The following is a 14,046-nucleotide window of genomic DNA, read 5'->3' on the forward strand; positions in this document are numbered from 1 at the left end:
AGTTCTCCATCTTTTCATATTCCCACAGGGTACCACTGCAGTGGGACCCTAGACCCATTCTACCCTTATTGCGGGAATAATTCAAGAAAAACATCAGGAAAACCAGCGGAAACGAACCTTCACCTGACCACCGTTCATGATCGTTTCGTATTCATCATCTGTCAAAACATGTGAGAGTTCTTCCTTTTTGTCCTCCGGTACAACAGCGTGGACGGCATCGGTAAAGCACAGACCGGGATAGAGCACACACCACCAGTTTCTGCCCTGCGCCTCTCCGATTCTGATCTGCAGCGCCTCATATTTTCCTGCCGGGAATGTACAGTCTCCGTATTCTTTTACCGGAAACCAGGTCGTTACAAGTCCGGCACTGACCGGATAATCATAACCATACTCTTTCACCCGTTCATTTGCATAGCTCTGAATCCTGGGGAGATTTTCTTCGATCACTGACCGGCTCTCCTCAACTGACCCGGCATCCTTCAGCATCCCCTGCATTTCCTCAACTACATCGGCTTTCACCTGCATCTTCAAATCCTGGTCTTCCTGGGAATTGCTGTTTGCGAGCACATGGAACCTGATTACCGAACGGGCGATGCCCTGCTGGACGGCTCCCGCATTTATTATCAAAATACCAGCGGCACATACTGCACACAACAGTAAAACCGCAAGCACTGACATTATCACATTTCTTTTTTTTAAACATATATTCTGCATGAAAAATACCTCCTGTCACCTCTTAAGAGAAGTATGGTCATATTTTCCATGTTTCATACTTATACAATCTCAGGAAAGTCTTCTTTTACATCCAGATCCGGCAGAGTCAGACTTCCTCCTCTGTGCCATTCCCGGTATATATCCTGTAAGGTCACCATCTCATCTTTACGGTCATCCGGACGGTTTTCATAGATACCCGTCAGATAAGTGCCAAGAGATTCTACCCGGCTGCCGTTTAACTCCATAATCTGCTCCGGATCTTCGCTGACAAATACATTGGCTCCGTCCCCCAGGATTGGCTGTTTCTCGAGGTATTGAAGAATCTGATCCAACTCCCGCGGCTGACCGACCAGATTCTTTCCGAAAATAAACACCTGTACATGTCCCAGATCAAGGTAACTTTCCTGCGTCCGATTATACATCCGGAGGATTTCCTGCATATCCTCTCCGGTAAATAAAAGTGTTGTATTGCCGTTCTCACCCGAATCTCCGCCGCTTTTATCCTGCCCTGTGGAAAATGAAAGATTGGCCATCCCGTAGATAACCTGATACTGTCCGTCCTGAATATCAACACTCACGACCAGCGGGTATGCGCGTTTTTCCGGTTCAACACCGCCGCATCCCCACATGGTCCACAGCATAACCAGCAATACCGCAAAACAACGAATACGTCTCATGCTTTCCTCCTGATCCTGCAAACAAAAAGTCCGAATATTACAAACAGCGGCATATATAAATACCTGACTGCCATCGGATACAGATCATCAATACTTCCGCCGTTCCACTCCACAAATGCTGCCGCAAAAACAAGTACTGCAAATATCAGACGGACCGTAAGGTTATCCCTGTCATTCACCAGGTGATGACTGTAAAACAATATGGTGCCCACCGCGTAAAAAAGTGCAAACAGCAGAAATATCATCCAGATAATATCAAAACGGTCCAGAAAATTTCCCGGAAAAGATACCGCGGACATTAAAGCCGTCACAGGAAATTCTTTCTCCTGCATGCCATAGACACCGAATACCGCCTGCATCACACACAAACCTCCCACCGCCAGGACTGCTGCTGTTCCGCTGCCTATATACAGCGCTTTTACGCTCCCCTGCGGACGTTCTACATTGCTCATCAAAAAAGGGATAACTCCTGTGATCGAAAAGGCACAGAAAAAATCATAGGCTCCGCGCAGCACCGTACCTGCATCTGTTCTCTGTATCATTTCAGAAGGAATGCCGTCACCCTGAAATGCAGCCAGCACAAGAAGCAGAAAAAGTCCGCCGATGACAGGTAGCGCACTGACCTCGCCGATCCTTGCACGCCTCTGGATATCACTGCCCGTCCCGATCACAGCCGTCAATATCAAGAGCCCTGCAATCACCCAGACACTGTATTCCGTTACCAGCGAAGCCTTGATCATCCCTGCAACTGTGCGCACGAGGTATCCTCCGCTCAGTACCAGATAGCTCAGAAAGAAGACAGACACAACCATATATGCCGGCCGGCTCATCCTCTGTCTCAGGCTTTTCGATGTTGCAGTATTGCGTACCATAAAGAACAGATAGACCCAGAGTGCTAAAAGCCCTATCACACAGCTTATGATTCCAGATACTCCATACAGCTGCGGCAGCCTCGGTATGACAAGCAGAAATGTACCCGAAAGCCCAAGCGCCAGCTGACGTCCCAGCTGACGTCTTGAAATTCGATGATTATCCGAAAACACTTATGACTCCTCCTTTTTCATCCGCACTCTCTGGTCTCTGCGCGAAAAGATCGGCCGCCGCTTCAGCATACGAAACGGCGCACGTACCAGCGCGTCCCTCTCGTCATGATACCCTGTCAGGTCAGATCCGACAAATGGCATCAGATAAGGTATTCCAAAGCTCACAAGACCTGCCAGGTGCCCTGTCAGTATATACAGTCCCATGACGATGCCAAATATTCCAAAGTAACCGCCCAGAACAATAAAGCCAAACTTCAGCAGACGAAACGGAGCCGAAAATTCCTCATTGGGAATCGCAAAAGAACTGAGTGCACTCAAAGCGACGATCACAACCGACATCGGGCTGACCAGATTAGCGCTGACGGCCGCATCACCTATGATAAGCCCTCCCACGATACCGATCGTACCGCCCAGCGGACCAGGCATCCGCACACCTGCTTCCCGGATCAATTCGAAAGCCAGTTCCATAAATACGACCTCCACCAGACTTGAAAAGGGAACCCCATGTCTGGCCTCCGCAAAAGAGAGAAGCAGATTGGTCGGCAGCACCTGCGTGTGAAACCGGATGACTGCAAGGTAAATGCCGGACAGCAGCATCGCCAGCAGCACTGCTCCGTACCGTATCAGACGCTGAAATGAAACGATTTCAAAACGATTGTAGCGGTCCTCACTGACCTGTAAAAAACTGTTCAGCGTTGTAGGCAGAATCAGTGCAACCGGGGAATTATCGCAGATAAGAATGATTCTTCCATTCAATACCTCCATGGCCGCGCGGTCCGGCCGTTCAGTCGTCTGGAACTGAGGAAATAATGACAGCCATCTTTCTTCTGTCAGCTGCTCCAGCATACCGCTCTCCAGTATTCCATCAATTTCATACTGCCTTATCCGCTCCTCAATTTCTTCCAGCAGATGCGGATATATCAGGTCCTCAATATATACAAGCGCCGTCATCGTATCGGAACGCAGACCGACCTGCATTTCTTTTACCTTTAATCCGGTGCTGCGCACACGCTTGCGAATCAGTGAGGTGTTGATTTTTACGGAATCGGAAAAACCCTCATTGGAACCGCGCAGAACCTTTTCAGACTCGGCTTTCATCACGCCCATGCCCGGATAACCTTTGCTCCCAATCTTAATCGCCTTTTCGTAGCCATCCACAAACATCACCGCATTTCCGGCGAGCATAGCTTTCATCGCTTCTTCCATAGTGTCAAGCTGCTTGACATCAGAAATTCCCAGGCTGTTGTCTTTTAAAAAATCATACATCTCCTGATCCGGAACGGTCCACAGTTTATTGATCAGTTTACCGATCACAGATTCCTCAAGCGCCATATTGCTGACTGCAACTTCAATATAAACAACCAGGCAGGAGATTTTCTTTCCTTCTCCAAGTTTCATCGGTCTCTGAATAATATCGTCGCATCCCTGGCATTTTTCCTGCACATATTCCTGATTATCCTTGATGTTCAAAGATACCGGGGTTGTTGCTTCTGTCGCTGTCTTCTGCATAACACTCCTCCTTTGAAATCAGAAAAGAGATGCCCTCTGGCACCTCTTTTAGGATATACGTTACTGCTTATTTTATTCACTTTGATGCAGACTTTTTATGATCGCTTTCTGCTGGTTCTCTATATGATCCCGCATACAGTCATTGGCTTTCTTATGGTCCCTCTCTTTCAGGGCTTCATAGATTTCCCTGTGTTCCTTCACAAGTGTCCGGCGGGCGGTGCTGTCTTTCAGATATTCGATGCGGTAACGGTACATCTGCTCCCTGAGATTATTAATAATCTGTATCAGGCGCCTGTTTTTTGTCGCCGCATAGATCAATTCATGAAATTTCACATCCGCCTGCGCCAGCGCAGTGATGTCGTCACTTTCCATCACCTGCTCAAACTCCAGCGCTGCTTCCCGGATCTGCTCCAGCTGCGCCTCATCAATCCGTTCACATGCAAACTGCATTGCCAGTTCTTCAAGCCCCAGCCGGACTTCCAGCACATCATTTAAGTCTTTTTCTGTAATCTGCGCCACCTGCGCCCCTTTGCGAGGCACCATGATGACAAGCCCCTCCAGCTCCAGTTTCCTGATCGCCTCTCTGACCGGTGTCCTGCTGACTCCGAGACGGTTTGCCAGTGTGATTTCCATCAGCCGTTCCCCTGGCAGCAGTTCCCCGTGCAGTATCGCATCCCTCAGTGTATTGAATACGACGTCACGAAGGGGCAGATATTCATTCATGCTCACATGAAAATCACTTGTCATTCGTGTCTTCCTCCGTTGTTATAAAACGTCGTCAAAAAGCACTGCCGGACCAGTCTGCTCTTCTTCAGACGCGTGTGTGCATATTCCGCTTTTTCCCTGTCGTCAAACAGTCCGAATACCGTTGGTCCGCTGCCGCTCATAAGAGAATTAACAGCACCCCAGTCATTCATCTTCTGTTTGATGTCTGCTATCACAGGATATGCCGGTATCGTCACGGTCTCCAGCACGTTTTCCAGACGGCTGGCAACACCGTAAAAATCCTGTGCCGCAAGCGCGGCGATCATCCCGTCGATATCCGGATGCCGGGTAAGACCTGCCGCATTCAGATTCCCATAGACAAATTTGGTGGAGACATTGATCCCCGGTTTTCCGATCAACACATAGCCCTGCGGCATTGGTGAAAGTTCCGTCAGCTTTTCCCCAATTCCCTCGGCAAGCGCCGTTCCCCTCAATATACAGTAAGGCACATCCGCTCCGATCGCCGTTGCCCTTAGCATCAGCTCCTGCCTGGTCAGCCCAAGGCCAAACATTTTGTTAACACCCATCATCGCCGCTGCTGCGTCCGAACTCCCCCCGGCCATTCCGGCAGCAACGGGTATCACTTTCTTCAGATCAATGGCAAGCCCTTCCCGGATACCGAACTCATCCATCAAAATCTTTGATGCCTTATACACCAGATTATTTTCATTGACCGGAAGGTATGGCAGATTTGTCTGCAGCCGTATCCCCGGCTGTTTTACTTTCTGCATGTCCAGCTGATCATACATTTTAATTGTCTGCATGATCATCCGGACTTCGTGATACCCGTCCTCCCGCCTGCGGACTACGTCAAGTCCCAGATTAATCTTTGCCAAAGCTCTTAACCGCATAGTTTCTCCCAATATCCTGTGTTTTTCTCTTGTATTTTGTATACAGTATAGGCTATACCCCTTGCTTTCGTCAACCAGTATCTTAATCTTCGACTTTTTTTACCAATATCAACGTATCCTGAGGCATGATTTCGTCGGTTTCCAGCTGATTCAAATTTTTAATCTCATCAATTGTTGTAAAAAAGTTCTTGGCGATATCCCACAGCGTATCTCCGCTCTGCACCAGATAACATGTGATTCCCGGCATATTGTTCCGCTTTGTATAATCGATCTCCCGTTCCTCGATGTCAGTGATCAGAGATTCTTTCTGGCAGCTGAGCACCAGTGCATTCAGGTTCAGCACCACCTTGATCTCAATCTCATTGCTGTCGGCCATGCTGGTAGAAAGCTGCTCCAGGTCCGTTCGGAGGTAGTATATACAGTTTTCATCAATATTACGCGCCTCCACCACATGAGAAAAGGGAATCACGGATTCCATAGAATAGAACGGCATATCATCATCACTCACGATATACAGTATTCTGACCTGTATCACACCGTCCACCTGAATGCCGTCTTCCACGATTTTCATCTCATCCAGCCGGATGATACCGTCGCTGTGACAGATCTGCAGGATTTTACCCTGTGTTGACGCTGCTGCCACGCGGTCAGATACTCTGCATTTCGAATAATTTTTTACGAGAAGACTTTCAAGAACCTCCTCGATCCGTTTTGGGACACAGTCGATGTGAGGTGTATATACATCCTGCAGCAGCGTGTGCTCTTCTTCTTTATAAATCTTTATCTCCAGTTCGAGCACTGCTTCTACCTGTAAGATGCGCTCTTCGCCATCCACATCCGGCTTCACCTGCGCATCTGTCTGCTGCATGGAGATCTCAATATTCGGTATCATATCCTCGCGGCATCCTGAGCATTCCACTTCTTTGGAAAACGGAATAGCCTGTTCCACCCACTGCAGCGGATCATTGTCGTCATCGCCGCCATACAGCGCAAAGACAAACAGCTCTCCCTTAACAAATACCTGATCCTGGCCCGCCCGGATATCAAGCCCTCTTACTTCTATATCATTCCACAGAATTTCATGGATATTCGGTTTGTTTGAGGCAAGCGCTATCTCCTTTTTCAACCGCATGGTATCTTTTTTATGTACACCAAGCCCTAGCACCTGTATGCCCTTTTCCTTGACCGATACATCCTGAGGTTCTTTTAATTCTGTCGGCAGGCCGATCTGCGCAAGTTCATCAACCGATGCCCTGAAAGTCACCAGCGCTTTGACATTCAATTTCCTGCTGTTGATCACATGAAGACTTAAGTCTTCGATCTCCCATTTCAGGCATATTTTATCTCCGCTTTCAATTCCCTGCAGATGCAGAGTCTCATCGATCGGAAGATCTCCGCTCAGACTGTATATTCTCTTCTTTTCGGAATCCGATACATACAGAAGATAAAATCTCAGGTTTCCCCGAATCTTGGCCTGGCCGTCGCTGACGACAACCTCTTCAATCTGGATCTCCCCTTTTTTCTGGATCATGCGTCCCACATCGGGCTTGGCATCCGGTACATTATAGTCTTCATCAAACGTAACCTGGTTGACGGCTTCACTTTTCTGGCGAAGCATGTGCAGATTCTTTTTTATCAGTTCCAATACGCTCCCTCACTTTACACAGTTTTCTTTTATTCTATGCGTGCAGAGACTGTTTTATGACGGCCCGTCAACGGAAAAGGACAGGCAGGTCACGGTATTCGGTTTTCAGAACAATATACGGATATGACACCTCTTTACTCATCTCCTCCCGGGTGGATGGACCAACCAGCTGCGTCTCACAGACAATCCCCTCTCCTTTCTGCACGAGACTCAACACTTTAATGCTGTACCCTCCGGAATTCTGCAGGCCATACCCTTTCATGATATAAAGGTAATCCTCACTCTGGTATGTCATCTGAAATTCCTGTGCCTTCTGCTTTTCTATGATCTCCAGAACTTCCGCCGGTATCTCATCTGTTTTCACTACGGTATAAGAAAGCTCCGTCTCCTCCTCAGAATCCATATTCCGGATCCCGCATCCTGCGATGACCAGAGACAAAGTCAGTACCCAAAGCACCTGTTTCAATCGTTTCATATACTGTCAGCTGTCCTATTTTTAAGTTCCATATAGTGTATTAAACAGCTTGCGTGTTCATTCTATTTTTTGTATAATATTACGTAACCGTTCAGGACGGCGGGTCATACGAGAAGATGAGCCTGCCTGAATAACCACATAACATGGGATACAAAAGAGAAATCCCTGGAAAGAGGCTTTTTATGCTGAGATTTATACTAATCGTCATCATCCTGGTCTGTTATCTGATTCTCTCCATTCCGCTTCTTCTCATCGAATGGATCATCGGTAAATTTAATACCCGCGCGAAGGATATCAGCTCACTGCGAATCGTTCAGGCCATTTTTCGCCTGATGCTTTTTGTCGCCGGTGTAAAGACCACCGTGATCGGAGAAGAGAATGTACCAAAGGATCGGCCGGTGCTTTACATCGGTAATCACCGCAGTTATTTCGACATTTTGCTGACGTACTCGCGCTGTCCCAATCTGACCGGATTCGTCGCAAAAAAAGAAATGAAGAAGGCCCCTCTTCTGAATTTCTGGATGATGTATCTGCATTGTCTGTTTTTAGATCGTGAGAATTTAAAAGAAGGATTAAAGACGATTCTGAAGGGAATTGAAAAGATCAAAAATGGGATTTCCATCTTCATTTTCCCGGAGGGAACGAGAAGCAGGGGTGACTGCTGTCTTGATATGCTGCCGTTTCATGAGGGAAGCTTCAAGCTGGCAACAAAGACCAACTGTCCGATCATTCCGGTCGCAATGAACAACACGGCCGAAATCATGGAAGCACATTTTCCAAAGATCCGGCCGTGTCACGTTGTCATTGAATACGGAAAGCCTGTTATACCATCTGAGCTTTCCAAAGAGGATGCACGTCATATCGGGGAGTATACCCGAAACATCATCCTGGATACGCTCAGGAAAAATGAATCAGCCGTCTGATGATGAGAACTGTTTTACAATCTTATCGAACTGCATGAAATGGGATGCCTTGATCAACAGGGTATCCCCCTTTTTTATAAGTCCCGGCAATGCATCCTGAAGCATCTTTCGGTCTGCAAAGTGCAATACTTTAAGCTCTTTGTTCTGCTCCCTGGCGGCTTTCGCCAGATGTTCACAGAGTGGGCCGGCGCAGATCAGCAGCTGGATATCGCACTGTCCTGCAAAGGTCCCGACCTGTTCATGAAGTGCTGCCTCATCGTCACCGAGTTCTCCCATATCCCCGAGGACGGCTACTTTTCTCCCCAGTCCCTGCTGCAGCACCTCGAGAGACGCCATCATCGATACCGGGTTCGCATTGTAACAGTCATCGATAATGGTATAGTCATCGGACTCTATGATGTGGAAACGACCGCTTAAAGTCTCCATACTCTCAATCCCTGTTTTGATCTCTTCTGCTGTCAGTCCATAGATCCTGCCGACGCAGGCAGCTGCCAGTGCATTATATACCATATGGATACCCGGCGTGGGAACCTTCACCGGAAATGAGAGCTTTTCATCCACATGAATCCTGCAGCTGATCCCTTTCAGTCCGCAGTTTTCAATCTCATCGGCATATACACCGTCCTGTTTTTCTACCCCGAAGAAAACCGGGGCATGCCCCCGCACATCCTGAATCTGTGCCAGTTTATCATCATCACCGTTCAGGACAACGTGACCGTCAGGCTGCATAAATTCAAACATTTCCGTCTTTGCCTTCATGATACCGTCTCTCGTCTTCAGGTTCTCCAGATGGCACCAGCCAATATTCGTGAGTACGCAGGTATCCGGCCTTGCAATCTTCGCCAGTCTGCTCATCTCCCCGAAATCACTGATTCCCATCTCAAGAACTGCAATCTGGTCTTCCTCGCGGATTCTGAAAACAGTCAGCGGCAGACCCAGCTCGTTGTTGAAATTCCCCTGTGTTTTTAAAACATGATATTTCTGCGAAAGAACCGAGGAGATCATTTCTTTCGTGCTCGTTTTCCCAACACTTCCTGAAATTCCGACAACTGGAATGTCAAGCTGTCTGAGATAAAATTCTGCAATGTCTTTAACCGACTGCAGGGATGATTCCACATGGATATAAGGAAAATCTGCATCCGGCAGTTCTTTTTCAGAAAGAGTGCACAATGCGCCCTTTTCCATAACCTGCCCGATATAATGATGTCCGTCTGCCCGTGCTCCTGCTATTGGGACAAACAGACAGCCGGGCTCTGCCTGCCGGCTGTCTGTCGTAATACTTTCTGCGCACTGTCCCAGCAGCGCGGCATCTCCGTGAAATACACCGCCGCATGCCGCCGCTATATTTTTCAATGTGAGATTTTTCATATTATTCAACACTCTTTTCATATTTTTTCAGCGAACACTGTATCAGAAGCTCACACAGTTCAGGGAAGTCAATTCCAACTGCTTTCGCTTCCTGTGGCAACAGACTGGTCGGAGTCATTCCCGGCAGGGTATTAGCCTCAAGGCAGAAGATATCCCCCGCCTCATCCATCAGGAAATCCAGTCTCGAGTAACCCTCGTTCATCAGCAGGCGGCTTCCCTCTTTGGCGTACGCCTGCATCCGCCTTGTCTGTTCTTCTGTCAGGTCGGCAGGACATGTCTCCACCGCTGCTCCTGCGGAGTACTTGTTTTTATAATCATAAAATCCTTCGACCGGCGCGATCTCAATGACCGGATACGCCCTGCCTTCTATCACTCCTACGGAAAATTCCCTTCCGCAGATATAATCTTCAACCACAATTTCATCTTCATATACAAACGCACTGGCAACCGCATTCTCGTAGGATTCCTGGTCATGTACGATAAAGACGCCAACACTGGAACCGCCGCAGCATGGTTTCACCACAACCGGAAATTCCATATCGTAATCGGAGAGCAATGTACTGCACTCTCCTTTTTTCAGCACGATTCCACCCGGTACCGGGACTCCTCCATCCTGCAAAATGGTTTTCGCCAGACCCTTATCCATGGAAAGTGCGCTGCTCAGACACCCGCTTCCGGTATATCGGATATGGAACAGGTCAAACGCCGCCTGTAACTTTCCATTTTCCCCGTTTTCCCCGTGTAGCGCCAGAAAGACAATATCCGCCTCCCGGCACAGCTTCAGGACATTAGGACCGAAGAAATCTCTTTCTTCTCTTTTCAGTTTTTCAATCCGACTATTATAAGATTTAATGTATGCGATATCTGCATCCAGATCGTAATCATCCGGAAATGCATCCACTGATTCATCCAGCTCTTTTCCGATATATACATCCAGTAAAACTGCACGGTGGCCCCTTTCCCGCAACGCTTTGCAGACCATGGTTCCCGAAACTATGGATACATCCCGTTCCGTGCTGATTCCCCCTGCCAACACAACTACTTTCATCATATTTTTCAAACTTAGCTCCTTTATGTATAAGAATATGTCTTTCTTTAATATACGATAACAGGTGTCCCTATTTCCACCGCATTAAAGATTTTTTCCGCATTTTCATACGGCGTATTTACACATCCGTGTGAACCGCCTGTCTGATAAATATCTCCGCCGTATTCACTGCGCCATCTGTCCGCATCGTGAATCCCTACATTTCCGTTGAACGGCAGCCAGAAAGTAACCGGGGACGCATATCCCTCTCCTTTCAGGATCGCATCCTGCTTCTTGGCATCGATCGCCCAGACACAGCCTGCAGGGGTATCGTATCCCTTGGATACATTCCCTGTTACAACCGGCGTATCGACGATCAGGGACCCGTCTTTGAAACACCACATTCTCTGTTCCTGAATGCTGATCTCAACATAGGTGTCTCCGATGTCATTTTCCTCACGGCTCTTGGCAGTATACAGATAGACTGGCTCACGGCTTTCCACGACGCCGTCGTTGATCGCCTGCACCAGCGCATCCGACGTCGCCGTCTTGTTGATGCACCATCCATAATCACCGCCTGCCTTCAGCGTGATCGTGGAGCCATCATGTTTTGTAAACTGGTGCGACAGACCGAATGTATCATATTTCAATGCAAGTTCTTTGACATAAGCTGCAACCTGGTCTGTGTCCAGAGAATATGTTCCGTCTTCTCCCTTGACCAGCCAGCCCTTGATCAGCGTGCGGTCTACCACTTCCGTCCGCGATCCAAAGGTATATGTAATGGAGGCAGCCGTCATTTTATTCAGGCTGTCCACTTCTTTATTAAGAGCTTCATTATCACTGTAAATCGTAGGATCTGTATAGCAGTCCAGTTCTTCCAGTGAAATGGTTGTTTTTCCGGCTTTGATGGCATCGATTATCGCCTGTCTTACCTTATCGCGGTCAAGCTCATTTCCCATCACCTCCGGAACGATCTCATAACCCGTTTCATTTTCCTGCATATATGCATTCTTAGGTTTTTCGATGTTTTCTTCCTGAAAACAGCTCATGTCATCCATTACGGAATCTACCAGTTCCTCATCAAACGTTGTGTTGGCAGCCATCTCATACGATTTGCTGCTGGAAAAAGACAGCGGCCATTTATATTGTTCCTGCTCGTCCATCAGTTCATCCACACGGTTGTCATCCACATAACTCAGTTTCACCTGCGGTGCCATGATAGTCTCGGTCTTTCCTCCTCGCTCTTCTATTTTCAGCGTATACTCGTTGATTTTTTCAATAATGCTTTCCTTGACCTCATCAACCGTTTTGTTGCTGCAGTCAATTCCGTTGATCGTTGACCCTTCAAAAAAATGACTCGAATAATAAAAAGCGATTCCCAGATAGCCAATCAGCATGATCGCTATATACCCGATTAAAACACCCAGAATGATTTTCCTGGCTCTCTTTTTATTTTTCATCTAAATTCCCTTACTTCCCTGTTTTTTTGCGCTTGTCAGATGACAAACTGTCACAATTTCCCTATCATTGTAACACCGAATTCATGGATGGTAAAGGGTTAAAAAAAGGAGTTTTTGAATTCACAAAAACTCCTTACTTTTTCAAATCTTCAATTATTTCTCATTTAGTATTTTATCAATGCTCACCAGTTTTACACTCAGTACAAAGATATCAGCAGCAACGGAAAGCTCCTCCGGTGTCGGGAAAGACGGGGCAATCCGGATATTACTGTCTTTCGGATCGTTGCGGTATGGATAGGTCGCACCTGCACCGGTCATCACGAGGCCTGCCTCTTTTGCTTTGGCAACGATAGCTTTAGCACATCCTTCCAACGCATCAAACGAGATAAAGTATCCGCCTTTTGGTTTGATCCATGAGCCGATCTGAAGACCGGAAAGCTCACGCTCCAGAACTTCAATCACCGCTTCGAATTTGGGGCGCATGATCGCTGCATGTTTCTTCATATGCTGACGCATTCCGTCAATATCTTTGAAGAATCTGACGTGACGCAGCTGATTTAGTTTATCATGTCCGATCGTCTGATAGAACATGTAATTTTTTGCCTCCTCCAGGTTTGCCTCGGATGCGGCAAGCGCTGCGATACCGGAACCGGGAAAGCTTACTTTCGATGTGGAAATAAATTTGTATACCATATCCGGGTTTCCTGCTTTTTCACATTCTGTCAGAAGCTCCAGAATGACATCCTGATTTTCAGGCTCATCATAAAGATGATGGATGGAGTACGCATTGTCCCAGAAAATTCTGAAATCTTTTGCTGCCGGTTTCAGATTGGCAAATCTCTTTACCGTCTCATCGGAGAAGGAAATACCCATCGGGTTCTGATATTTCGGTACACACCAGATACCTTTGACGGATTCATCCTCAGCCACCAGTTTTTCCACGATATCCATATCCGGTCCCGTCGGCAGCATCGGTACATTTACCATTTCAATTCCAAAATATTCCGTCACTGCAAAATGTCTGTCATACCCGGGAACCGGACACAGAAATTTTACGTTATCCAGTTTCGCCCACGGCGTACAGCCCATCACACCTTTTGTCATGGAACGTGCAACCGTATCAAACATAATACTCAGGCTGGAGTTTCCATAAATCAAAATGTTTTTTTCCGGTACTTCAGACATATCCGCCAGCAGTTTTCTTGCTTCCGGAATACCCTCCAGTACGCCGTAATTACGGCAGTCAACGCCTGCTTCACAGACCATATCAGAATCACTTGAGAGGACATCCATCATACCATTGCTGATATCAAGCTGCGCCTTTGCCGGTTTTCCCCGGGACATATCCAGCTTCAGCCCTTTTCCTTTCACGTCCTCATATTTCAGTTCCAGTTCCTTTTTTAATGCAAGCAGTTCTTCTCTGCTCATCTGATTATATGCTTTCATACGCGCCTCCTCGCTTATCCTTTGCTCTTTAGCTCATTAAATGTTATTTTATGAGGCAATTGACGTAATGTCAAGCACATCCTTCATTTTTATTAAAAACGCCTGAAATATCATGGCTTTTTACCATCTATTATGCAATTTAT

13 protein-coding genes are annotated in these 14,046 nt (G+C 47.3%); 1 reads left to right on the top strand and 12 read right to left on the bottom strand.

What is annotated here, in order from left to right; all coding sequences use genetic code 11:
• Positions 1–93: 93 nt before the first annotated feature.
• The 8 genes from spoIIR to MCG98_RS01970 form a co-directional block, all read right to left on the bottom strand.
• Positions 94–714: a stage II sporulation protein R gene (gene spoIIR / locus MCG98_RS01935; protein WP_240300185.1), complete on the bottom strand. Its 621-nt coding sequence runs from the start codon at positions 712–714 to the stop codon at positions 94–96.
• Between the two features lie 59 nt (positions 715–773).
• Complete coding sequence (locus tag MCG98_RS01940) at positions 774–1,391, bottom strand: hypothetical protein (protein WP_240300186.1); 618 nt, start codon at positions 1,389–1,391, stop codon at positions 774–776.
• Entirely contained in the window at positions 1,388–2,434 is a 1,047-nt protein-coding gene (locus MCG98_RS01945) for a GerAB/ArcD/ProY family transporter (protein WP_240300187.1), read from the bottom strand. The genes MCG98_RS01940 and MCG98_RS01945 overlap by 4 nt, the downstream gene beginning before the upstream one ends.
• A complete protein-coding gene (locus MCG98_RS01950) occupies positions 2,435–3,943 on the bottom strand; it encodes a spore germination protein (RefSeq protein ID WP_240300188.1) in 1,509 nt (502 codons plus the stop codon).
• A 72-nt stretch (positions 3,944–4,015) separates the two neighbouring features.
• Positions 4,016–4,690 (bottom strand): GntR family transcriptional regulator, encoded by a 675-nt coding sequence (locus MCG98_RS01955; protein ID WP_240300189.1) that lies wholly within the window; start codon positions 4,688–4,690, stop codon positions 4,016–4,018.
• Positions 4,687–5,559, bottom strand: coding sequence for a 4-(cytidine 5'-diphospho)-2-C-methyl-D-erythritol kinase (ispE, locus tag MCG98_RS01960; RefSeq protein ID WP_240300190.1), 873 nt, complete (start codon positions 5,557–5,559; stop codon positions 4,687–4,689). Before ispE ends, MCG98_RS01955 begins: the two co-directional genes overlap by 4 nt.
• Before the next feature lie 82 nt (positions 5,560–5,641).
• Positions 5,642–7,204, bottom strand: a complete 1,563-nt coding sequence (locus tag MCG98_RS01965) for an SPOCS domain-containing protein (protein ID WP_240300191.1) — start codon at positions 7,202–7,204, stop codon at positions 5,642–5,644.
• A 67-nt stretch (positions 7,205–7,271) separates the two neighbouring features.
• Positions 7,272–7,679 carry a protease complex subunit PrcB family protein gene (locus MCG98_RS01970; RefSeq protein WP_240300192.1) on the bottom strand — a complete coding sequence of 136 codons (408 nt, stop codon included), beginning with the start codon at positions 7,677–7,679 and terminating at the stop codon, positions 7,272–7,274.
• Between the two features lie 182 nt (positions 7,680–7,861).
• Between MCG98_RS01970 and MCG98_RS01975 the strand changes: the two genes are divergently transcribed.
• Positions 7,862–8,602 carry a lysophospholipid acyltransferase family protein gene (locus tag MCG98_RS01975; protein ID WP_240300193.1) on the top strand — a complete coding sequence of 247 codons (741 nt, stop codon included), beginning with the start codon at positions 7,862–7,864 and terminating at the stop codon, positions 8,600–8,602.
• Here the strand turns inward: MCG98_RS01975 and murF are convergent.
• The 4 genes from murF to MCG98_RS01995 all read right to left on the bottom strand — a co-directional run bounded on the left by murF (position 8,591) and on the right by MCG98_RS01995 (position 13,903).
• Complete coding sequence (gene murF, locus MCG98_RS01980; RefSeq protein ID WP_240300194.1) at positions 8,591–9,970, bottom strand: UDP-N-acetylmuramoyl-tripeptide--D-alanyl-D-alanine ligase; 1,380 nt, start codon at positions 9,968–9,970, stop codon at positions 8,591–8,593. The two genes, MCG98_RS01975 and murF, sit on opposite strands and share 12 nt — an antisense overlap.
• 1 nt (position 9,971) lies before the next feature.
• Positions 9,972–11,021: a D-alanine--D-alanine ligase gene (locus MCG98_RS01985; RefSeq protein ID WP_345891704.1), complete on the bottom strand. Its 1,050-nt coding sequence runs from the start codon at positions 11,019–11,021 to the stop codon at positions 9,972–9,974.
• 44 nt (positions 11,022–11,065) lie between these two features.
• Complete coding sequence (locus MCG98_RS01990) at positions 11,066–12,457, bottom strand: L,D-transpeptidase family protein (protein ID WP_240300195.1); 1,392 nt, start codon at positions 12,455–12,457, stop codon at positions 11,066–11,068.
• Positions 12,458–12,610: 153 nt separating this feature from the next.
• A complete protein-coding gene (locus MCG98_RS01995; RefSeq protein ID WP_240300196.1) occupies positions 12,611–13,903 on the bottom strand; it encodes an aminotransferase in 1,293 nt (430 codons plus the stop codon).
• Positions 13,904–14,046: the final 143 nt, after the last annotated feature.

The organism is Ruminococcus sp. OA3 (genome assembly GCF_022440845.1).
Lineage (GTDB): Bacteria > Bacillota > Clostridia > Lachnospirales > Lachnospiraceae > Ruminococcus_G.

What these genes read in the sequence shown, in the direction of transcription:
- spoIIR (WP_240300185.1), bottom strand. Translation starts at nt 714, where the DNA reads ATGCAGAATATATGTTTAAAAAAAAGAAATGTGATAATGTCAGTGCTT.
- MCG98_RS01940 (WP_240300186.1), bottom strand. Translation starts at nt 1,391, where the DNA reads ATGAGACGTATTCGTTGTTTTGCGGTATTGCTGGTTATGCTGTGGACC.
- MCG98_RS01950 (WP_240300188.1), bottom strand. Translation starts at nt 3,943, where the DNA reads ATGCAGAAGACAGCGACAGAAGCAACAACCCCGGTATCTTTGAACATC.
- MCG98_RS01955 (WP_240300189.1), bottom strand. Translation starts at nt 4,690, where the DNA reads ATGACAAGTGATTTTCATGTGAGCATGAATGAATATCTGCCCCTTCGT.
- ispE (WP_240300190.1), bottom strand. Translation starts at nt 5,559, where the DNA reads ATGCGGTTAAGAGCTTTGGCAAAGATTAATCTGGGACTTGACGTAGTC.
- MCG98_RS01970 (WP_240300192.1), bottom strand. Translation starts at nt 7,679, where the DNA reads ATGAAACGATTGAAACAGGTGCTTTGGGTACTGACTTTGTCTCTGGTC.
- MCG98_RS01975 (WP_240300193.1), top strand. Translation starts at nt 7,862, where the DNA reads ATGCTGAGATTTATACTAATCGTCATCATCCTGGTCTGTTATCTGATT.
- murF (WP_240300194.1), bottom strand. Translation starts at nt 9,970, where the DNA reads ATGAAAAATCTCACATTGAAAAATATAGCGGCGGCATGCGGCGGTGTA.
- MCG98_RS01985 (WP_345891704.1), bottom strand. Translation starts at nt 11,021, where the DNA reads ATGATGAAAGTAGTTGTGTTGGCAGGGGGAATCAGCACGGAACGGGAT.
- MCG98_RS01990 (WP_240300195.1), bottom strand. Translation starts at nt 12,457, where the DNA reads ATGAAAAATAAAAAGAGAGCCAGGAAAATCATTCTGGGTGTTTTAATC.
- MCG98_RS01995 (WP_240300196.1), bottom strand. Translation starts at nt 13,903, where the DNA reads ATGAAAGCATATAATCAGATGAGCAGAGAAGAACTGCTTGCATTAAAA.